Source organism: Alkalihalobacillus alcalophilus ATCC 27647 = CGMCC 1.3604, assembly GCF_000292245.2.
Taxonomy (GTDB): Bacteria; Bacillota; Bacilli; order Bacillales; family Bacillaceae_D; genus Alkalihalobacillus; species Alkalihalobacillus alcalophilus.
Genome location: NZ_ALPT02000026.1, coordinates 35,117 through 54,627 on the forward strand (window position 1 = coordinate 35,117; position 19,511 = coordinate 54,627).

The 19,511-nt window shown below is 38.0% G+C and carries 20 protein-coding genes, 1 other RNA gene and 3 pseudogenes; 21 read left to right on the top strand and 3 right to left on the bottom strand.

All coding sequences use genetic code 11. From position 1 onward, the window contains the following. Positions 1 to 10: 10 nt before the first annotated feature. The 14 genes and pseudogenes from BALCAV_RS08905 to ssrA all read left to right on the top strand — a co-directional run bounded on the left by BALCAV_RS08905 (position 11) and on the right by ssrA (position 13,020). The gene (locus tag BALCAV_RS08905; RefSeq protein WP_004427401.1) at positions 11 to 805 is read left to right on the top strand and encodes an ABC transporter ATP-binding protein; all 795 of its coding nucleotides are present in this window, start codon (positions 11 to 13) and stop codon (positions 803 to 805) included. Between the two features lie 24 nt (positions 806 to 829). Continuing rightward, on the top strand, positions 830 to 991 hold the full coding sequence (locus BALCAV_RS22255; RefSeq protein ID WP_160173395.1) for a hypothetical protein: 162 nt from the start codon (positions 830 to 832) through the stop codon (positions 989 to 991). A gap of 105 nt (positions 992 to 1,096) precedes the next feature. Continuing rightward, a pseudogene (gene tnpB / locus BALCAV_RS08910) lies at positions 1,097 to 2,218 on the top strand (IS200/IS605 family element RNA-guided endonuclease TnpB); the annotation flags it as partial. A gap of 135 nt (positions 2,219 to 2,353) precedes the next feature. Continuing rightward, a complete protein-coding gene (locus BALCAV_RS23075) occupies positions 2,354 to 2,626 on the top strand; it encodes an FAD-binding oxidoreductase (RefSeq protein ID WP_003321182.1) in 273 nt (90 codons plus the stop codon). Next, positions 2,611 to 3,612, top strand: coding sequence for an FAD-binding protein (locus tag BALCAV_RS08915; protein WP_003321181.1), 1,002 nt, complete (start codon positions 2,611 to 2,613; stop codon positions 3,610 to 3,612). The genes BALCAV_RS23075 and BALCAV_RS08915 overlap by 16 nt, the downstream gene beginning before the upstream one ends. A gap of 4 nt (positions 3,613 to 3,616) precedes the next feature. Further along, positions 3,617 to 4,864, top strand: coding sequence for an amidohydrolase family protein (locus tag BALCAV_RS08920; RefSeq protein ID WP_003321179.1), 1,248 nt, complete (start codon positions 3,617 to 3,619; stop codon positions 4,862 to 4,864). 40 nt (positions 4,865 to 4,904) lie between these two features. Then, positions 4,905 to 6,215, top strand: coding sequence for an amidohydrolase family protein (locus tag BALCAV_RS08925; RefSeq protein ID WP_003321178.1), 1,311 nt, complete (start codon positions 4,905 to 4,907; stop codon positions 6,213 to 6,215). Positions 6,216 to 6,270: 55 nt separating this feature from the next. Continuing rightward, positions 6,271 to 6,960: an NAD(P)H:quinone oxidoreductase gene (gene wrbA, locus BALCAV_RS08930; protein WP_003321177.1), complete on the top strand. Its 690-nt coding sequence runs from the start codon at positions 6,271 to 6,273 to the stop codon at positions 6,958 to 6,960. A gap of 119 nt (positions 6,961 to 7,079) precedes the next feature. After that, complete coding sequence (gene secG, locus BALCAV_RS08935) at positions 7,080 to 7,310, top strand: preprotein translocase subunit SecG (protein WP_003321176.1); 231 nt, start codon at positions 7,080 to 7,082, stop codon at positions 7,308 to 7,310. Between the two features lie 368 nt (positions 7,311 to 7,678). Then, positions 7,679 to 8,401 carry an alpha/beta hydrolase gene (locus tag BALCAV_RS08940; RefSeq protein WP_003323135.1) on the top strand — a complete coding sequence of 241 codons (723 nt, stop codon included), beginning with the start codon at positions 7,679 to 7,681 and terminating at the stop codon, positions 8,399 to 8,401. Positions 8,402 to 8,474: 73 nt separating this feature from the next. Continuing rightward, positions 8,475 to 9,221: an alpha/beta hydrolase gene (locus BALCAV_RS08945; RefSeq protein WP_003323134.1), complete on the top strand. Its 747-nt coding sequence runs from the start codon at positions 8,475 to 8,477 to the stop codon at positions 9,219 to 9,221. Between the two features lie 60 nt (positions 9,222 to 9,281). Next, positions 9,282 to 11,666 (top strand): ribonuclease R, encoded by a 2,385-nt coding sequence (gene rnr / locus BALCAV_RS08950; RefSeq protein ID WP_003323133.1) that lies wholly within the window; start codon positions 9,282 to 9,284, stop codon positions 11,664 to 11,666. Between the two features lie 446 nt (positions 11,667 to 12,112). Next, positions 12,113 to 12,580 carry an SsrA-binding protein SmpB gene (gene smpB / locus BALCAV_RS08955; RefSeq protein ID WP_003323132.1) on the top strand — a complete coding sequence of 156 codons (468 nt, stop codon included), beginning with the start codon at positions 12,113 to 12,115 and terminating at the stop codon, positions 12,578 to 12,580. Between the two features lie 81 nt (positions 12,581 to 12,661). Next, positions 12,662 to 13,020: a transfer-messenger RNA gene (gene ssrA, locus BALCAV_RS21595) on the top strand. 196 nt (positions 13,021 to 13,216) lie between these two features. Here the strand turns inward: ssrA and BALCAV_RS08960 are convergent. Both BALCAV_RS08960 and BALCAV_RS08965 read right to left on the bottom strand, forming a co-directional pair. Beyond that, positions 13,217 to 13,441 (bottom strand): hypothetical protein, encoded by a 225-nt coding sequence (locus BALCAV_RS08960; RefSeq protein WP_003323130.1) that lies wholly within the window; start codon positions 13,439 to 13,441, stop codon positions 13,217 to 13,219. Between the two features lie 108 nt (positions 13,442 to 13,549). Beyond that, a complete protein-coding gene (locus tag BALCAV_RS08965) occupies positions 13,550 to 14,188 on the bottom strand; it encodes a GerAB/ArcD/ProY family transporter (RefSeq protein WP_003323128.1) in 639 nt (212 codons plus the stop codon). Positions 14,189 to 14,544: 356 nt separating this feature from the next. On the opposite strand from BALCAV_RS08965, the pseudogene BALCAV_RS08970 reads away from it, so the two are divergent. The 5 genes and pseudogenes from BALCAV_RS08970 to BALCAV_RS08985 all read left to right on the top strand — a co-directional run bounded on the left by BALCAV_RS08970 (position 14,545) and on the right by BALCAV_RS08985 (position 17,088). Beyond that, positions 14,545 to 15,317 (top strand): annotated as a pseudogene (locus BALCAV_RS08970) (SDR family oxidoreductase). A gap of 43 nt (positions 15,318 to 15,360) precedes the next feature. Next, positions 15,361 to 15,564, top strand: a complete 204-nt coding sequence (locus BALCAV_RS23415; RefSeq protein ID WP_407920844.1) for a polymorphic toxin type 35 domain-containing protein — start codon at positions 15,361 to 15,363, stop codon at positions 15,562 to 15,564. Between the two features lie 2 nt (positions 15,565 to 15,566). After that, positions 15,567 to 15,752: a hypothetical protein gene (locus tag BALCAV_RS08975; RefSeq protein ID WP_003323125.1), complete on the top strand. Its 186-nt coding sequence runs from the start codon at positions 15,567 to 15,569 to the stop codon at positions 15,750 to 15,752. A 249-nt stretch (positions 15,753 to 16,001) separates the two neighbouring features. Next, a pseudogene (locus tag BALCAV_RS08980) lies at positions 16,002 to 16,483 on the top strand (sigma factor-like helix-turn-helix DNA-binding protein); the annotation flags it as partial. 194 nt (positions 16,484 to 16,677) lie between these two features. Next, positions 16,678 to 17,088: a hypothetical protein gene (locus tag BALCAV_RS08985; RefSeq protein ID WP_003323123.1), complete on the top strand. Its 411-nt coding sequence runs from the start codon at positions 16,678 to 16,680 to the stop codon at positions 17,086 to 17,088. A 288-nt stretch (positions 17,089 to 17,376) separates the two neighbouring features. On the opposite strand, the gene BALCAV_RS08990 is transcribed toward BALCAV_RS08985, so the two are convergent. Continuing rightward, positions 17,377 to 17,574: a hypothetical protein gene (locus tag BALCAV_RS08990; RefSeq protein ID WP_003323122.1), complete on the bottom strand. Its 198-nt coding sequence runs from the start codon at positions 17,572 to 17,574 to the stop codon at positions 17,377 to 17,379. Positions 17,575 to 17,853: 279 nt separating this feature from the next. Here BALCAV_RS08990 and BALCAV_RS08995 point away from each other — a divergent pair, with 279 nt between their 5' ends. Beyond that, on the top strand, positions 17,854 to 18,198 hold the full coding sequence (locus tag BALCAV_RS08995; RefSeq protein WP_003323121.1) for an ArsR/SmtB family transcription factor: 345 nt from the start codon (positions 17,854 to 17,856) through the stop codon (positions 18,196 to 18,198). A 14-nt stretch (positions 18,199 to 18,212) separates the two neighbouring features. Further along, positions 18,213 to 19,511, top strand: a complete 1,299-nt coding sequence (locus BALCAV_RS09000) for an arsenic transporter (protein WP_003323120.1) — start codon at positions 18,213 to 18,215, stop codon at positions 19,509 to 19,511.

Here is a 19,511-nt window from a genome sequence, read left to right on the forward strand (position 1 = left end):
AGTGGTGGTCATGAAAACAGCAGAAGTGATCCGACCAGAAACAGTTAATGAAAGAAAAACGCTTTTAAAGATTTCCAATGTTAGCAAAGTTTATAATGGAGAAATTGTCGCTTTGACCGATATGAATTTAGATGTAAAAGAAGGGGAATTTATTTCCTTTGTTGGTCCATCTGGCTGTGGAAAATCAACTATTTTTAAAATAATTGCTGGTTTAAGTGAACCAACAACAGGAACCGTTGAGTTGACGACACAAACGTCTAAAAAAGAAAGTTTAGACAGAACGGAAATTGGTTTTGTTTTTCAGCATGCTACTCTATTACCTTGGAAATCTGTTTTAGATAATGTCACATTACCATTAGAGTTAAAAGGAGTCTCAAAAAAGGAAAGACAAAAGCAAGGTTTAGACGTCCTAGAATTGGTCGGTTTAAAGGGGTATGAAAAATCATTGCCACGTCAATTGTCTGGTGGGATGCAAATGCGGGTCTCGATTGCGAGAGCGTTAGTGGCAAAACCAAAGCTTTTATTAATGGATGAGCCGTTTGGAGCACTTGATGAAATCACGAGGCAAAACTTGCATTATGAATTATTAAAGATTTGGAAAAAGACCAATATGACGGTGTTATTTATTACGCACAATGTATTTGAATCTGTGTTTCTTTCGACTAAAATTGCGGTTATGTCTGCACGACCTGGAAGAATTAGTCATGAGTTTGAGGTGCCTGAATATGAACGAAATGAGGATTTCCGTAGTACGGCAGAATTTAGTCAGTTAGTGGGCCAAGTCTCAAAGAACTTAGGACATTAACCGAGACGAAAGGGGATGGGGAATATGGAGCAGGTTTCAAAAGCTTGGATAAAAGCACTTGAAGAATGTGTTGGTTATGAACGGGTCAAAACGAATCCTAAATTTGTGGAGAGAATGTCTCAAGATTTTTACCGTTTTCCGACAGAAGACTCCTTCCTCCATCTTGAGAAGGGCAAAGCCCAATGATAGGTGGGAGATGAATGGCGGTTGGTGGTAGCCAAAACGCTCTTTTTCACGATTTAATAAGAACAAATGTTCGTTTCGTGAAGGAGGGAGAGCCGTGCTTGTCAAGAAGCCTATAAGTTCCGTATCTATCCAAGCAAAGAACAAGAAACCCTGATTGCCAAAACCATTGGCTGTTCTCGTTTTGTATTCAATCATTTTCTAGTAGAGTGGAACCATACGTACAAAGAAACTTGGAAAGGGTTAACCTATCAGGCCTGTTCTTCTCAATTACCACAGCTAAAGATAAAGTGGACGTGGTTAAAAGAAGTGGATAGCACAGCGATTCAGTCCTCCCTTAAGAACCTTGCGGATGCCTACTCTCGATTTTTCCAAAAGCAAAATTAAGCGCCACGTTTTAAATCAAAGGAGAATCCCGTGCAGTCTTATACCACGAAACACACGAATGGGAATATAGCTATCGTTGATCGCAAAGTGAAGTTGCCTAAACTTGGACTAGTGAAGTTGGCTAAAAGTCGTGAGGTAGAAGGTCGTATTCTGAACGCGACCATTAGACGAAATCCTAGTGGGAAATACTTTGTATCCATTCTTGCCGAAACAGACGTTCAACCATTGAAGAAAGCTGAATCATCTATCGGTATAGATTTAGGCATCACGGACTTTGCGGTTCTTTCTGATGGTCGTAAGATGGATAATCATACATTCACAGACAAAATGGAAAAGAGATTAAAACGGGAACAGCGAAAACTTTCAAGACGTGCCTTACAGGCTAAAAACAAGGGGATGAATCTTCTTGATGCCAAAAACTATCAAAAACAAAAGCGTAAAGTGGCTCAATTGCACGAAAGAGTTAGGAACCAACGAGACGATTTCCTTCACAAGTTGATTACAGACATCATCAAAAACCACGATCTGATCTGTATAGAGGACTTGAACACCAAAGGAATGTTACGCAATCATAAGTTAGCAAAATCCATCTCGGATGTATCCTAGTCTGCCTTTGTATCGAAATTAGAATACAAAGCGAAATGGTACGGGAAAACCAACGTGAAAATAAGCAGGTGGTTTCCATCTAGTCAAATATGTTCCGATTGTGGACATCAAGATGGCAAAAAATCTCTTGAAATAAGGGATTGGACTTGTCCTGTTTGCCATAAACATCACGATCGAGATATAAATGCCAGCAAAAACATTCTAGCCGAAGGGGTAAGAACCTTCAACTTGGCTTAAACAAAATACAGAACCGTAGGAATCGACGGGGATAGCTTGGTCCATAAGAGAAACCTCTGTTGGCAAAGAAAACCGCTGGCAAGTACGCTCTGTTCCCAAGAATCTCCCACTTCAATCAGACCGTAAGGTCGATAAGTGGGAGTAGTTCAATGGTATTCGCCTGTATTAAAAAGGAAATTAGCTGGTCATGTCGCCGATTGTGTCGTTACACCGAAAACAGAAGAGGAATTAGCAAAAGTCTTATCATTTGCCGCAATAAATAAAATTGCGGTTATTCCTAGTGGCGGAGGGACAGGGAATTATGGGCAAATTATTCCTTTAGAAAAAGGGATTTTAATCGATACAAGTGAATTAAATGAAAGGAAATCAACAATGGAATCGGACGTTTCGGGGTGGGAATTAAATTAGGGAATTTAGAAAACGAACTTGCTTCTTATGGTTATTCCTTACGCTTTTTTCCGAGTACGTATATAAAGTCTACTCGCGGTGGTTTTATTGCGGGAGGGACGGGAGGCATTGGGTCAATCGAATATGGAACACTGTGGGATGAGGGCAATGTCATTGAGTTATCAATATTAACGATGGAAGAAAAGCCGCACCGATTAACAGTTAAAGGAGAAGAACTAAAAAAATATATTCATAACTATGGGGTATCTGGCATCATTGTAGAAGCCGTAATAGCCTTAGCCCCACTCAGAAAATGGTCCAATCAACTGATTTGTTTTGAAAAATTAGAGGACGCTTTAACGTTTTCAGAAGAGATTGCGACTAATGCAGCTCTTACTAAAAGACTTGTCTCGGTTTCCGAGGCACCATTAGCTACTTCGTTTAAAGCATTTTCTTCATATATATCAGAATCAACGACAACTGTTCTTCTCTTAATTCAAGAAGGAAATGAAGCCGAAATTGCCGATATCGCTCACGGTTATAATGGAACTTATATAAAGAAATTCGATGCCGAGATGCTGGAAAAAAAGGCGAGAATTACTGATTTTAGCTGGAATCATGTGACCTTATGGTGGATGAAAAAAGATCCGTCCGCTACCTATTTACAGGGAAGATTTAACCGAGAAAGCTATTTGGAACAGGTAAAAGTTTTAAAAGAAAAATACCCTTCTGAGATATGGATTCATTTTGAGTGGATAAAGGTCCAAGGTCAAGTGGTTCCAAGCTCTCAACCTATCATACAATTCAGATCAGAAGATAGATTAAATGAAATCATCACAGAATTCCGTGAAGTCGGTATTAAGGTTAGCAATCCTCATACCTATTTATTGGAAGAAGGAGGGAAAGATGATTGGATTCAGGACATTTGTTTAGCCAAAAAAGAAAATGATCCGTATCATCTATTAAATCCAGGGAAACTAAAGGCTGGTCTAAAACAAGAGGTGTAGAGATATGTATGATTTAATCGTAAAAAATGCATGCACGTTGCAAGGTGATAAAGGAATCAATCTATTTGTGCAAAATGGGAAAATCGAACAGATGGATTCAAAAAAATCGGTCGAAGAAGAATCTAAGAGAGTCATTGATGCAAAAGGAAGGCTTGTTTTGCCACCCTTTATTGAATCTCATATTCATTTGGATACAGCTTTAACTTATGGCAAGCCAGCTGTAAATCCAACTGGTGAATTAATCGATGGCATCAAACTATGGGGACAGTATCAGGAACAGTATTTAACAACAAATGACGTCTATGAACGAGCGAAACAGGTGATTAACCTCATGATTAGTCATGGGGTTTTATATATGAGAAGTATGGTCGATGTGACAGCTAAAAGTTTAACAGCTTTAGAGACTCTTAAACAACTACAAGAAGAAGTGGCTCCTTATTTTCATTTACAAATAATCGCTTTTCCGCAATTGGGTTTAACATCAGGTTCGTTAGGATATAAGCGTATGAAGGAAGCAATGCTATTAGGAGTAGATGGGGTAAGTGCTGTACCACATTTGGAAGCGACACGAGAAAAAGGAATAGAATCTTTACACCATTGTTTTCAAATGGCTAAAGAAATAGATGGATTTGTACACATCTTCTGCGATGAAACCGATGATTCTGAATCCCGTTATTTGGAAGTAGTAGCGGATTTGGCGATCGAATATGAATGGTATGAGAAGGTCACAGTTAGTCATATTAATGCAATGGCTTATTATAATGAACCATATGTGCAAAAATTGTTAAATCTTATTGCTCAATCAAAGATAAACGTGGTTACTTGTCCACTCATAAACAGTGTGATGATGGCGAGAAATACTGGCTGGCCAAAGGGGAGGGGCATCACAAGAGTAAAAGATTTACTTGGAGCTAGTGTGAATGTAGCCGTAGCTCACGATGATTTAATGAGTCCCTTTTACCCGTTAGGTACTGGTTCGCCGTTACTGGCAGGACATATGCTCTTACATTTAGCTCAAATGACTGGGAGTGATGATTTTAATCAGGTCATTGACATGATGACAATGAATGCTGCTCATGTATTAGGTTTGAATAATTACGGATTAAAAATAGGGGATGAGGCAAGCTTTTTAATTTGTCCAGCAGAAAGTGCTCATGAATTACTAAGAAACCATCCTAAACCGAGTTATGTGATACTAAAAGGTCAGGTCATAGCACAAACAGAACCAGAACAGACGACGTGGTTTTTATAAGATGATTCAATCATGAGTAAAGAAAGGAAGGTGTATCTCCATGAATGTCCATTTAAAAAATGCTTTGATTCCTATCCTTAATCCAAATGCTTTTTATGAGCTCTTCGTGGAAAACGGTCGTATTAAGCAACTTGTACAATATGAGGACAAAATAGAAGGAGGCAAGCAGTTCGATTTCAAAGGTTTAATGCAAGCTGAGCAAACAAATGCTAGTTACGATCTGAATGGAAGAGTCGTCTTGCCAACATTTGCTGATATTCATATGCACTTAGATAAATCCCATTCACTTCCTTATGTCGGAAATCAAAGTGGTACATTGCTTGAAGCCGTGCAAAATTATAAGCAGGCCGCTCCAACATTTAGTGATGCACAAATAAAGGCACGTATTCGAAAGACGGCTTTATCAGCCTTAAAATATGGAACGACAACGATTCGCACACATATTGATTTTCATACAAGGAGTGATCAAGCAACGACTTTTCGTGGGGTAAAGATGGCACTAGAGGTTAAGGAAGAATTAAAAGATTGGATTCATATTCAAGTTTTTCCGATGCTCCCTTATCATCCTTATAATGATCGTGATCGTCAGTGTATTAAAAAAGTGTTGACGATGGGTATTGATGGCATTGGTGGGGCGCCGCATCTTAGTGAAAAACCGCTTGAATGCGTGGAAGAGCTATTTCAGTTTGCGTTAGAAAGTGACCTGCCACTTGATTTGCATACGGATGAGAGCGACTCTCCAGATGTGGATACGATTTTAAAAATCGCTGAATTGACAATCAAACATCAGTTACAAGGAAAAGTAGTGGTTGATCATTTATGCTCTTTAGCCGCTATGGACGAAGAAAAAGCGAACCATGTGTTGGAACGAATGAAAGCCGCTCGTTTAATGGCTGTCACGTTACCGGCCGCTAATATGTACTTACAAGGGCGAGAGGATCAGGGTCTTATTAGACGGGGAATCACAAGAATCAATGAAATAAGAGCAGCCGGTATTCCATTGGCAACCGCTTCGGATAATGTATGTGATCCTTTTCATCCTTTTGGAAGGGCCGACTTGCTACAGATTGCTCAGTTAACCGGATATGCGGCTCATATGGGAGGAAGAAGTGATTTAATTGAACTATTAAAAATGGTCACACTCACTCCTAAAAAGATAATCGGTGAAAAAGAGAGCGGCATTAATAGCGGGGATAGGGCAAGTTTTGTTCTTTTTGATAGTTTCTCTGTGGAACAGCTCTTTGCTGAATTAACCGAAACAAGAGCGGTTTATCATAATGGAAGATGGGTCTCCGTTCAATATAGTCAATTAGAACAGATGCTAATGGCTAAAAATTATCAATCTAGCTGATGTTGGAAGTATAACAAGACGAGGTTGGAGAAAAAATGAGAAAAGAGAGGGTTATATGGCTGAAATTGTGGTTGTTTATTATAGTGCTTTTGGACATATTGCCAAAATGAGCGAAGCGGTAGTGATAGGGGCGAATCGTATACCAGGGGTGCAAGCTCGAGCATTACGTATTCCTGATTTTGATGATGAATCGCTTCGACCTGTTAAGAAAGAAAATCAAATCATTGATGAAAAGGTCTCCCATTTTAAATTAGGTAAACGCATCGAGGACTATAAAGAAAATGAACAACAGCAAAGTCATATCCCACTTGTGACAATGGAAGACCTAAAAAATGCGGATGGAATCATCTGGGGATTTCCTACATATTTAGGCTCGATGCCTGGCCGAGTCAAAACCTTTTTTGATGAAGCAGGGCAATTTTGTACAACAGGTGAGTTAGAAGGGAAACCGACGGCTTTATTTACAAGTGCAGGTTCCATTCATGGTGGCCATGAAGCGACATTATTAAGCTCTATTGTCCCACTATTGCATCTGGGAATGATTTTTATGGGTTTACCTTATACGGAAAATCCAGAGTATTTAACAGATGAGCCGATCGGTGGTTCTTCCTATGGGGCTTCGACATTGGCAGGTCCTGATGGAGAAAGAGAGCCAGTACAAAAGGAATTAACGATGGCGGCACGTTTAGGAGAGCGAGTAGCAAGAGTGGCAAAGGCGTTTGAAGACTCGAAACCATTTGAGTGAAATATCAAATGATGATGGAAGTATTCTTGAATAGTAAGTTATTTTGTTAAGAACTCGTTGCTTATCGTGTTCGCCTATGGTACATTAAAAGCAGTGTATACAGTGCTGGAGGTGTAGAAATGGAATCAATCGCATTTGTTTTATTAATTATTGTTTCAATCGCTTTAATTGCTGTTGTCTTATTACAATCAGGTCGTAGTGCAGGATTGTCAGGTTCGATTTCTGGTGGGGCCGAGCAACTATTAGGTAAACAAAAAGCACGTGGAATTGACGCAGTGCTAATGAAAGCCACAATAGTACTTGCCGTTCTATTTTTCGCCCTAACAATTACCGTTGCATATTTCTTATAAAATGGACGTATGAAAACAGTAGGTATACACCTGCTGTTTTTTTCTTTTGATTTGCAAGACGTTGAGGGACGGGAGTGGGAAGTGCGGATCATAGGTAATGAAAAGCCGAGCTGGTTCGAATTAAGGTGCGAATAGTGCGGGATAAGTAATGAAAAGCCGAGCTGTGGTAAATTAGGGTGAGAAAAACCCAGGATAAGTAATGAAAATCCTTACTACGGCAAATTAGGGTGCGAATAAAAATGACTAGGTTATAAAAGTTTTCCCTTAGTTGATTTTAATCGCCTAAATAAGGGTATAAGCAAATAAAGAGTGAAACGATGATTTTTAAAGTAAAATAACTCCATAAGGTATGCAAATGAGGTGAGCATATGATTGGGTGTCTATGTTTACATGGTTTTACGGGAGAGCCGTGGGAGGTTGAGCCGGTAGCGAAATATCTTTTTGAAAAGAAAAGGTGGCTTGTGTATACTCCAACCTTACCTGGGCACGGACCAAATGGACGGTTAGGGGATGTGACGTATACTCATTGGATTTTAGCAGCTGAAATTGCGGTTAAGGAGCTCCTCGACCGTTGTGAAAAGGTATATATGATTGGTTTTTCAATGGGGGGAATGCTTGCTTGTCATATTGCAGCCAAGTATCCTATAGAAAAAATTGTGTTGTTAAGTGCGGCCGCTTATTATTGGAATCCGAGTCAATTATTACTTGAATTAAAGGATGTCATTCGACTGCAATTACGCGGGGAGTTGCAAAAGGATGAGCATTATCAACTGTATCGAGCCAAGATTGTCGAAACTCCAATGGCCGCGGTGATGCAATTTATGAATGCAGTCAAGGCGATCAAACCTCAATTAAAAAAAGTGAAAGTGCCAACCTTAATTGTTCAAGGTGAAATAGATGGAATCGTTCCAAAGAAAAGTGCTGCTTATTTGTTTGAAACTATAGCTTCAGAAAATAAATCGCTTGTATTTTTAAAGCATTCGAAGCATATGATTTGCCATGATTTTGATCAAGTTGAGTTGATTCAAACGGTTGAGCATTTTTTAGACAAGGAATTTCCAGACCGACCAAAGTCACCTTTTCCGAAGTGAGCATACCCTAACTAATCAAGTCAATGATAAGATAGAAACAGAAAATAGACTAGAAATGAAAGGAAGATTGAGAATGAGATTAGTGAAACCGAAGCCGTTTACATTTGAAGCAGGTGATAGAGCTGTTTTATTATTACATGGTTTCACCGGAACAACGGCTGATGTCCGGATGCTCGGACGTTATTTACATAGTCAAGGCTACACATGTCATGCTCCACTTTATGAAGGACATGGAGTACCACCTGAAGAGTTAATGAAATCAGGACCTGAGGATTGGTGGAAATCGGTAAAAGAAGGTTATGATTTTCTGAAAAATGAAGGCTATGAAGAAATTGCGGTTTGTGGCTTGTCATTAGGAGGGGTATTCTCTTTAAAAATAGGTTACACTTTACCTGTAAAGGGAATAATTCCAATGTGTGCACCCGTCAAACCGAGAACAGAGGAATCTATTTATAAAGGACTTCTTTCTTACGCTACAGAATATAAGAAGCGAGAAAAGAAGACGAATGAAGAAATTGAAGAGGAAATGACTCAATTCAAAAAACTTCCAACTGATACACTAAAGGAATTAAGAAAGTTAATGACGGATGTATCGGAGCATCTTGATCATATTTATACACCAACATTTGTTGTGCAAGCACGAAAAGATGACATGATTGATCCAAAGAGTGCGGATGTTATTCATGATCAAATTGAGTCAGATGAAAAAAAATTAAAATGGTATGAGAAATCTGGACACTCGATTACAATTGGTCCAGAAAAAGAGCAGCTTCATGAGGATGTTTTTCAATTTTTAGAACAACTAGATTGGACGGTTTAATCGATTCCGAGAACTGAATGAGACTTAGAAGCTGCATGATACGAAAGGAGAAGATTAATAATGAATGAAGAAAAGATACAGCAACTTTTACGCTACTTTCGTGAAGACGCGGACAAGCCTCTTTCCGTGACGGAGCTTGAAGAAGAGTTTCAAATTGAAGGTAGTGAAGAGTTTAAAGAATTTGTTAAAGGATTAAACGAATTAGAAGCAAAGGGGCATATTGTTCGGACTAGAAGTGACCGATATGGTGTCCCTGAAAAAATGAACCTTGTTAGAGGTAGAGTTCAAGGTCATGCAAAAGGTTTTGCCTTCATTATCCCAGAGGTTGAGGGTGAAAAGGATGTCTATGTATCCCAGTCTGATCTTAAAAGTGCGATGAATGGTGATACCGTTCTTGTCCGGTTACATCAGGAGTCATCTGGAGCGAGACCAGAAGGAAAAGTGATTCGGATTTTGGAGCGTGGGGTTCAAGAGGTCGTTGGTACTTATTCTGATCAGAAAGCCTATGGTTTTGTTGTGGCCGATGATAAACGGATTGCTAATGATATTTTTATCCCTAAAAATGCAATAAACGGGGCTGTTGATGGCCATAAAGTTATTGTAAAAATCGTGAAATATCCTGAAGGAAGAATGAGTGCTGAGGGTGAAGTTGTCCGCATTTTAGGACATAAAAACGACCCTGGGATGGACATTCTTTCTATCATCTATAAACATGGCATTCCTCTTGAATTTTCTGATGATGTCATGGAACAGGCCAACAATGTGTCAGAACAAATTGATGAACAGGATTTAGAAGGTCGCCGTGATTTACGCGATGAAGTGATTGTGACGATTGATGGTGCGGACGCGAAAGATTTAGATGATGCGGTTCATGTGAAAAAGCTTGAGAATGGCAACTATTTATTAGGAGTTCATATCGCTGATGTTTCCCATTATGTCACGGAAGGTTCACCAATTGATAAAGAAGCGGCTGATCGAGCAACAAGTGTTTATTTAGTAGATCGAGTCATTCCGATGATTCCACACCGACTTTCTAACGGAATTTGTAGTTTGAACCCGAAAGTTGATCGTTTAACGCTTTCGTGTGAAATGGAGATTAATTCAGCTGGTGAAGTTGTTAAGCATGAAATTTTCCAAAGTGTTATTAAAACAACAGAAAGAATGACGTATTCCGATGTTAATAAAATTTTAGTCGATGGTGATACAGAGGTAAAAGAAAAATATGAACAGTTAGTTCCACTATTTCAAGAGATGGAAAAGCTCGCACAAACGTTGCGGACGAAACGTTTTGACCGTGGTGCTATTGATTTTGATTTTAAAGAAGCCAAAGTTCTTGTAGATGAAGAAGGAAAAGCGCAAGAGGTTGTGTTACGTGAACGTTCTGTAGCTGAAAAGTTAATTGAGGAGTTTATGTTAGCTGCGAATGAAACGGTCGCGGAGCATTTTCACTGGTTGAAGCTACCATTTGTATACCGGATTCATGAAGACCCAGATGCAGAAAAATTAAATAAATTCTTAGAGTTTATTACGAACTTTGGCTACGTAGTTCGTGGAAATGCCAATACGGTCCATCCTAGAGCTTTGCAAAAATTATTAGATGAAGTTCGCGGAGAACCTGAAGAAACGGTCATTAGCACTGTGATGCTACGCTCGATGCAGCAAGCAAAGTACGATACGAACAGCTTAGGCCACTTCGGTTTGTCAACGGATTTCTATACGCATTTTACATCCCCAATCCGTCGTTATCCTGATTTACTCGTGCATCGTTTAATTCGAACCTATTTAATTCGAGGAAACGTCGATCAAGAAACGCAAAGTCATTGGGCTGAAAAATTGCCTGAATTAACACGTCATTCTTCTGAAATGGAAAGAAGAGCAGTTGATGCAGAACGGGATACGGACAGTGTGAAAAAGGCTCAATTTATGGAAGATAAAATTGGTGAAGTTTTTACAGGCATGATTTCAGGTGTGACTAATTTCGGATTGTTCGTCGAGCTTGAGAACACGATTGAAGGATTAGTTCATGTTAGTTATTTAACCGATGACTATTATCACTATGATGAAAAGCAATACGCGATGATTGGTGAGCGGAGTGGACAAGTTTTCCGAATCGGCGATGAAATCGAAGTTCGTGTTGTGAACGTCAATGTAGAAGAAGCCTCGATTGACTTTGAAGTCGTCGGAATGAAGCCGAGAAAACGACGGGAGCGTCCAAGTCGTCCAACCGTTATTGAAGGTGGAAAAAGGAAAAAACGCCAAGGTGGTCGTGGTGGACAAGGTGATTCAAATGGCGGTCGTGGTCAAACTGGGAACAAGAAACAAGGCCTTTCATTAGGAGATAAACCAAATGGAAGTGGCAGTGGACGTAAGAAGAAAAAGAAAAAAGGCTTTTATGAAAATGCCCCAGCCGTTAAACGTAAAAAAGGACGTAAAAAGAAGAAGTAAAATTGCTCGCCTCGCTGCGTGAAAACAGCGAGGCCGAATTGGTTTTAAAAAAGAAGTTTCAGGTAATCCAAAGAGGTCAATGATTGCTTTAGCGGCGAAAAAAGGGGAGCTTCCGGCATCAAAAGGGTTCAATGATTGCTTTAGCAGTGAAAAATGGAGTGCTTCGGTAATCAAAGGAGAGCAATGAATGCCTTAGCGGTGAAAAAAGAATGGCATCTGGTATCAAAAGAGTCGAATGATTCCCTTTGCACTTGAAAATAGCTGGTTTCAGACTTATGAAGGGACACCTTCCACAAAATTTGGTCAGGGTTAATGTAAAAAGCCAACTCACTCCGTCAACCTGAGCGAATTAGGCTATTATTTGACATTTATAATGGAGATAAATTGACGGTTTTGCACTTGATTGCTATGATAAGAGGACGAATGAAAACACGAGGTGTCGTGAAATGGCAAAACATGAAAGCAAAATAATTGCACAAAATAAAAAAGCAAATCATGATTATTTTATTGAAGAAACATTTGAAGCAGGGATGGTTTTACAAGGCACTGAAATTAAATCGATTCGTGCTGGCCGTATGAATTTAAAGGATTCGTTTGCTCGAGTTTCTAATGGAGAAGTCTATTTGCATAATGCCCATATTTCCGAGTATGAACAAGGGAATCGTTACAACCATGACCCAGTTCGTGCCCGAAAATTATTGCTTAAGAAAAAACAAATTGATATGCTGATCGGTTCAACAAAGCAGCAAGGATATTCGATTGTTCCGCTCAAGGTTTACATTAAAAATGGTTATGCAAAAGTTTTAATCGGTTTAGCAAAGGGTAAAAAGAATTTTGATAAGCGTGAGACGTTAAAACGCAAAGATGCTAAACGAGAAGTGGAGCGTGCTTTAAGGGAACGTCAAAAAGGATAATTTTTTCCATTTGCATTCTCTTGCAGCCATGCTATAATATTAATTCCAGAGCACATTACTCTGGATTTCCTTTTATAACGAGGGGACGTTACGGATTCGACAGGCATAGGTCGTGCTTACGTGGCGAGTCGAGGGGGTCGGCCTCGTTAAAACGCCAAAGCCAATAACTGGCAAAACAAACAATAACTTCGCTGTAGCTGCCTAATAGCACTACGCGGTCTCACCCTCCATCGCCCATGTGGTAGGGAGCGAGACTCACTTTAGTGGGATACGCCGGCTGCCCGCCGTTTGAGGGCGAAGGAAGAGAATAATCAAACTAGCCATACGAAAGCCTGTTGTTGGGCCGCCGTACTGGCGAATCGCTAATACAGCAACTACACTCGTAGAAGCGTAAGTGTCGTTATGTTTGGACGTGGGTTCGACTCCCACCGTCTCCATTCCAAAATATAATAAAGCATAAATTTTCCTTTTTGGAAGATTTATGCTTTATTTTTTTGTGAAGAAGTTAATAAAAACTCGAAACTTTATTTTTGATTCGATACGAATTAAGGTAAATTGAAAAAGTAAATACTAATTATAAATGTGACTAGTGAGAGGAATAAGAAAAAGCAGCACCACTAAAGAGAGACAATTTAGTTAATAAAGTGGTTGTTGGTTATGACAAGGTGGGAATCCGTTAATATCTTGTATCGCGAAAGCATCATATTGTTTTAAGGCAAATTGGGCTTGGTATAAGTATTCCATAACGAGAACTTTGTTATCAGATATACCGCACAAAACACCTGTAGTACCTTGCCCATTCATGAATGAAATTCCTACCGGTTGACCTAGTAAGTAGCTAATTTTTTGTTGCCAAGGCATCGCCATCACTCCCTCTATATAATCTTATTGGATTGGTAAAGATGGGTGCTTTTTAGTTTCTTAAATGAGACTTTATCTACAAATGAATCAATTTGATATCATCCTTTACTACGCATTCCTCATTCTTGTTTTCAAAAAAATCACAACAGCTAGTATCAAAGGAACTATAAATTGAAGCGGAATATGAAGATAATAAGGGACAAGCTTCAACCCTACATATAAGTGCTCAGCAACATTTTCGCTTCTATAGAGGGAAAGGAGGTAAACGACAACCATTAATATAAGGACGTGCCAACTCTTTTGCTTCACCTTAAATAACTGGGTCAGGACGACCTGTGCAGCATATAGGAAAACCGTTATTTTTATGAGTCCTCCTCCTATTAACAGCAGGTAGGTGAAGATCTCTAAATGTTCAACGATGCCTAAATATGTAACCAGTTCCAACGCTTTGACAAAAGGAAAATAGAATGTATTAGCAAACGGGGCATGAAGAAGACCGATGATAAGCTCCATCGTAATCATCACAATCAGGCCGGCGATGACAATGGGAATCCATACGACTTTAACAAGCTTTTCTTTTTCTGCGATAATAGGAAGTAAGACAAGAAAGACGACCAACTCGCCATAAGGAAAAGATATCCCAGTGGGGAAAATGATGTCTTTAAGTGGCTCCCAACCTTGTGAGAAAACAGGCAGGAGATATTTGGCTTCGAATTCAACTGACAGGAAGTAGATTAATGCGAGCACATAGATGGATGTCCCTACAATTTTTTGGGTTTTTCTTAACTTTCGGAGTATTTGTGCCATATTGGTCAGCTTGGTTAGTTTCAGATAAAGCATTGAATGCTGAGCAAGCTTTGAAAATCTGACATTTAAATTAAGTTTAAAAGATAATTAGTTTGATGATGTTCAAGCTAAATCATCCGTTCCAAGTAATTTTAAAAAACTGAGAGCTATTTGGACTATCTATAATCATTCAAGGACTGTATATTTTGGTTACAACATCCCTTTTTAGAAGATGTCCATCTTTTAAGTCTTTTTAGTGGGGAGATTATATCTCCTGTTGTCCTAGTTTATGCATCCTTCAATTGGAGGAATATTTAATGAATCAATTAAAAGGAAAAATTGCTATCGTTACGGGTGTAAGCCGGTTAAAAGGAATTGGAGCTGCAATTTGTAAAGAGTTGGCTGATGCGGGTTATCATATCTTTTTTACTTATTGGACGGAATATGATAAAGAAATGCCTTGGAGCATTAAATTAGATGAACCATTGGAACTAAAAGAAGAATTAATAAAAAAGGGGTAAAGGTATCATGTATGGAGTTGGATTTAACTCAATATGATGCTCCTGAAAAACTTCTAAATACAGTATGCGAACAACTTGGTTCTCCTGATTTCTTAATTAATAACGCAGCATACTCAACTAATAACGATTTCTCTAATTTGACTGCAGAATTATTAGATAAACATTACAAGGTAAATGTGCGTGCTACAACACTGTTAAGTAGTAAATTTGCTCAGAGGTTTGATAAGAAATCTGGTGGTAGAATAGTCAATATTACATCAGGTCAGTTCCAAGGACCGATGCCTGGTGAGTTGGCATATGCAACAACAAAAGGAGCTGTTGATGCACTAACGATTACATTGTCAGCTGAACTAGCCCCGTTGGGTATAACAGTCAATGCTATAAATCCAGGTCCAACTGATACTGGATGGATGTCAGAGGAAATAAAAGCTCAATTAAAACCAATGTTTCCTTTTGGTAGAATAGGTGAACCAAAAGATGTTGCCAAATCTATTAAATTTCTAGTGAGTGATGAAGCAGATTGGATTACAGGTCAGATAATTCATTCTGAAGGTGGATTTAGAAGGTAAACTATACAAAAAGGCGGTTCATCACCAAAAGTTGAGATGAACCATATATAGAAAGTATACCTTTAATTGGAAACTAGTTACTAACAATAAGTGGGATGATGTTGCAAAAGTCATGCCACATGGTAAGAAGTCTGCATATAAAAGAAATGATCGTCAAAAAACAATTATAATAAATGGTAGGGGTGTTGTAGTAACATTTGTTAGAGACAAAGATGTAGTTAAAATATCAAATGGATGGGTGAAGTAAATATGTATAAGAGGTTTGAAGAGTTTGTTTTGAAAGGGGATTTTTATGAAGGTGAGAAGTTATTTTTTCAATTTCAAATTGCTGATATATCTGAAAAGATAGTTTCACAAGCTTTTGAAGTATGTAATAAAATATTAAAACTAGAACCGGAGAATGAAGTTGTAAAAGAATTTCTGAAAAATAAATAAAAAACCCCCTAAAAGAAGGAGTACCACTGAAAAAGGCCACTTTTTTTTAATAAAAAAATAATGTTCAAAAAAGGAGCTCGAGAATCGCTTATAAGCAACGTTTGGATGATAGAGAGACATATTCGATCCAAAAAAACATCATTTTTTTCTAAAACGACTACTTTTTAAGTGGTCTTAAATGAAGAGGCTTTCTTTATTATTAGCTTAAATTAACAAATTAGAGAATGAATTAAAATTTCCCTATCATGTAAGGACACAGAAGGTTTAATTTCAATTGGAACGATCAGTTTAATCAAGGTAATCGAAAGCTTTTTAGAAAGAAATGGAACAAAACTGGCGACTTATACGGCACGTTGTATCGAGAATAAGATTTTGATGCATTTACGAGCATTAAAGAAAGTGAAAAAGATGTTTCCTTATATGAGCCAATTGGGACGGATAAAGAAGGTAATGAAATCACCTTAATCGATGTCCTACAAGAGGATGCCAATGATATCGTCGATGTGATTCAAACAAAGATAGAGAAAAAACAAATTTATGGGTATATGTATGTACTCGATGCATAAGTGAGAGAACTAATCGTTGGACTCTTCTGGTTAGACTTAGAAGAGGAACGGAGGCAACCAGAAATCGCGAAAGGCTTAGATATCTCAAGAAGCTATGTCTTGATAATCGAAAAGCGAGCCTTAATGAAGCTATTTCATGAATTTTATAAGCAAAGCCAAGGGAAGGGGGAGCTGGATAGAAAACCAGCCGCAGAGGAGCGCTTGCTTTCTATTTATTATGAAATACTAGAGAAGTTATATAAATCGCTATTTCCATAAACTTTGTTTCTATACAGTGGAATTTTACAGTATTATGGTATTATTTTGTAGAAATTACTAATTCAATTACCAAAATAAAACTCTCTTTGGTAGGTGATAAAATGAAATATTTTTATTATTTATTGTTATGGATTTTATTTATAGGTGCTGCTTTGTTTCTATTAGAACTTTCTGTAATCTGGCGTTACTCTCCGTTCTTTTCAGCGAGACCGCTTACTAATTTTGTTTCATTTTTAACTCCTTTCATTATCTATTGGAGTTTTGGTGCTATATTAGGTGGTACACGGATCGCAAGCTTTGTTAAGAACTATAGCAAATACAAAATAAATTATATTAAACTATGTACATTAGGAATCTTACCTTTAATCGGAACTTTAGCAATTGATCTTACGAGTAATTATAGTGTTAATACGTTCATTCTTACTCCATTTGAGCTGCAACAAATAAAAGTCCTTTTATTAATTTTAAGCGGATTTTATACGGTTACAAGCATAGAGAGTGTTAAAGAATGAGAGTTTTAATTGAGCTAATAAAATCATAACATGTTTAGGCATGATGATTTTTCGTCAAACAAAACCAGGATGAACAGGAAGATGAGTTTCTAAACTGGTGAGAGGGAATTCTTACTTTTATTTGTACCAAATGCAAGAAGGAAGTTGAAGTTCCTGACTTTGTAGCAGATGAATTTTATTATGATTTTAGAAGAAGGAGAGAAAGTGTAGCATTTTGTGGTAGCTCTATACATCAAGCGAGAAAAGACCCAAGTGAATAATTTTACACTTGGGTCTTGATTGGTCGTGTTAGCGATTTTGTTCTGTTTGATCTCTTCTACGCAATCTAAAAAGGTTTGAGCATAATATTAAAATAGCTCCTCCCACAATGAAAGGCCTCGTTAAACTAGTCTGTATATTTTCTATATTAAAAAATACCCCTGCCATTATCAACAAAAAGCCAGTAATTAATAGAATTTTCCCCAATGTGGTTAATCTCTTAAGCATTTAACTCCTCCTAAATTAAATTCTTCATACCACCAATCATACTTTATTATCCATTACCTTTTAAATAATCTTTCTTGAATACTTTAAAAATCTACCCTGTAAGCTGTGTTGTCAACACGATAACATTTTCCTTTTAGGAGCTGACTAGTTCATAAAAAGAAGAATTGTACTTTCAGGAAACAAGGTAGCCATAAAATGAAATATAATTGCTTATTATATTATTGTTTACTTATATAAGTGGATGCTAATATAATAAAACATGAAAGGGGGAGTGTATGTATGAGCGAAAAAGAGATACATTCTATTGATGCTGTGACAAATTGTTTAAAGTTAATGAGTGATCCAACCCGATTATTAATCGTTAAACTTGTGGAGAGTCGTACTTATTGTGTTTGTCAATTGGTTGATATGCTTGAAATGAGTCAACCGGCAATCAGCCAACATTTACGAAAGCTTAAACAAGCGGGACTCATAAATGAAGAACGTAGAGGGCAATGGCGTTTCTATTCTTTAAATGAATCATCCTCACATTTTCCTCTTATTAAAGATGTTATTGGTCGTATTCGTTCAGATAATGAGGAGCTAAGGCGAGCACTTTCGAAAGAACGACCTGTAGAATGTTAAGGGAGGAATAAAGTTTGACTTCTGTTTTATTAGCGTCGGCTATTTTTATTGTGACGCTTATCTTAGTAATCTGGCAACCGAAGAATTTAAATATTGGTTGGTCGGCTTGTGGAGGGGCGATTGTTGCTCTTTTACTTGGAGTTGTTAGTTTTTCAGATGTAATGGATGTTACGGGCATTGTTTGGAATGCGACGTTAACCTTTATTGCGGTCATTATCATTTCCTTGATTTTAGATGAGATTGGTTTTTTTGAATGGTCTGCCTTACATATGGCAAGGGTAGCAAAAGGGAACGCTATTCTGATGTTTATTTATGTGTGTATGTTAGGTTCCATTGTGGCTGCTTTTTTTGCTAATGATGGTGCAGCGTTAATTTTAACACCGATCGTGTTGGCGATGGTTCGTTCTTTGAATTTTAATGAAAAAATGGTTTTCCCCTTTATTATTGCGAGTGGGTTTATTGCGGATACGACTTCACTCCCGCTTGTTGTAAGTAATTTAGTAAATATCGTTTCGGCAGACTATTTTGGGATAGGTTTTGTCGAATATGCGACTCGAATGATTGTCCCTAATTTCTTTGCCCTTGTTTCAAGTATACTTGTTCTTTTTCTTTATTTTAGAAAGAGCATTCCGAAACGATATGATTATTCGCAATTAAAAGAGCCTGTTTATGCGATTAAAGATAAAAAAATGTTTCGACTTTCATGGTTCGTTTTAGGAGTTCTTCTCGTTGGATATTTAGTGAGTGAATTTGTTCGAATTCCTGTCTCAATCGTTGCGGGAATCATTGCTTTTGTCTTTTTAATGATTGCAAGAAAAAGTCCAGCGGTCAAAACACGGACGGTTTTAAAAGGAGCCCCATGGAACATCGTCTTTTTCTCGATTGGGATGTATGTTGTGGTCTATGGCTTACGAAATGTTGGTTTAACCGATCTGTTATCAGATGTGATTCAAATGGCAGCTGATCAAGGGTTGTTTGTGGCAACGATGGGGATGGGCTTTATTGCGGCAATTCTTTCATCCGTGATGAATAATATGCCTACTGTGTTAATTGATGCGATTGCGATTGCGGGAACCGATACAACGGGGCTAACGAGAGAAGCGTTGATTTATGCCAATATCATTGGAGCAGATTTAGGACCGAAGATTACACCAATCGGCTCGTTAGCTACATTATTATGGCTGCATGTTTTATCGCAAAAAGGAGTGAAAATATCGTGGGGAACATACTTTAAAACGGGAATTGTGATTACACTACCCGTCTTGTTTATGACTCTTCTCGGTTTATATATTTGGTTATTAGTGATTTATTAG

What these genes read in the sequence shown, in the direction of transcription:
- BALCAV_RS08905 (WP_004427401.1), top strand. Translation starts at nt 11, where the DNA reads ATGAAAACAGCAGAAGTGATCCGACCAGAAACAGTTAATGAAAGAAAA.
- BALCAV_RS22255 (WP_160173395.1), top strand. Translation starts at nt 830, where the DNA reads ATGGAGCAGGTTTCAAAAGCTTGGATAAAAGCACTTGAAGAATGTGTT.
- BALCAV_RS08920 (WP_003321179.1), top strand. Translation starts at nt 3,617, where the DNA reads ATGTATGATTTAATCGTAAAAAATGCATGCACGTTGCAAGGTGATAAA.
- BALCAV_RS08925 (WP_003321178.1), top strand. Translation starts at nt 4,905, where the DNA reads ATGAATGTCCATTTAAAAAATGCTTTGATTCCTATCCTTAATCCAAAT.
- wrbA (WP_003321177.1), top strand. Translation starts at nt 6,271, where the DNA reads ATGGCTGAAATTGTGGTTGTTTATTATAGTGCTTTTGGACATATTGCC.
- secG (WP_003321176.1), top strand. Translation starts at nt 7,080, where the DNA reads ATGGAATCAATCGCATTTGTTTTATTAATTATTGTTTCAATCGCTTTA.
- BALCAV_RS08940 (WP_003323135.1), top strand. Translation starts at nt 7,679, where the DNA reads ATGATTGGGTGTCTATGTTTACATGGTTTTACGGGAGAGCCGTGGGAG.
- BALCAV_RS08945 (WP_003323134.1), top strand. Translation starts at nt 8,475, where the DNA reads ATGAGATTAGTGAAACCGAAGCCGTTTACATTTGAAGCAGGTGATAGA.
- rnr (WP_003323133.1), top strand. Translation starts at nt 9,282, where the DNA reads ATGAATGAAGAAAAGATACAGCAACTTTTACGCTACTTTCGTGAAGAC.
- smpB (WP_003323132.1), top strand. Translation starts at nt 12,113, where the DNA reads ATGGCAAAACATGAAAGCAAAATAATTGCACAAAATAAAAAAGCAAAT.
- BALCAV_RS08960 (WP_003323130.1), bottom strand. Translation starts at nt 13,441, where the DNA reads ATGCCTTGGCAACAAAAAATTAGCTACTTACTAGGTCAACCGGTAGGA.
- BALCAV_RS08975 (WP_003323125.1), top strand. Translation starts at nt 15,567, where the DNA reads ATGTATAAGAGGTTTGAAGAGTTTGTTTTGAAAGGGGATTTTTATGAA.
- BALCAV_RS08985 (WP_003323123.1), top strand. Translation starts at nt 16,678, where the DNA reads ATGAAATATTTTTATTATTTATTGTTATGGATTTTATTTATAGGTGCT.
- BALCAV_RS08990 (WP_003323122.1), bottom strand. Translation starts at nt 17,574, where the DNA reads ATGCTTAAGAGATTAACCACATTGGGGAAAATTCTATTAATTACTGGC.
- BALCAV_RS08995 (WP_003323121.1), top strand. Translation starts at nt 17,854, where the DNA reads ATGAGCGAAAAAGAGATACATTCTATTGATGCTGTGACAAATTGTTTA.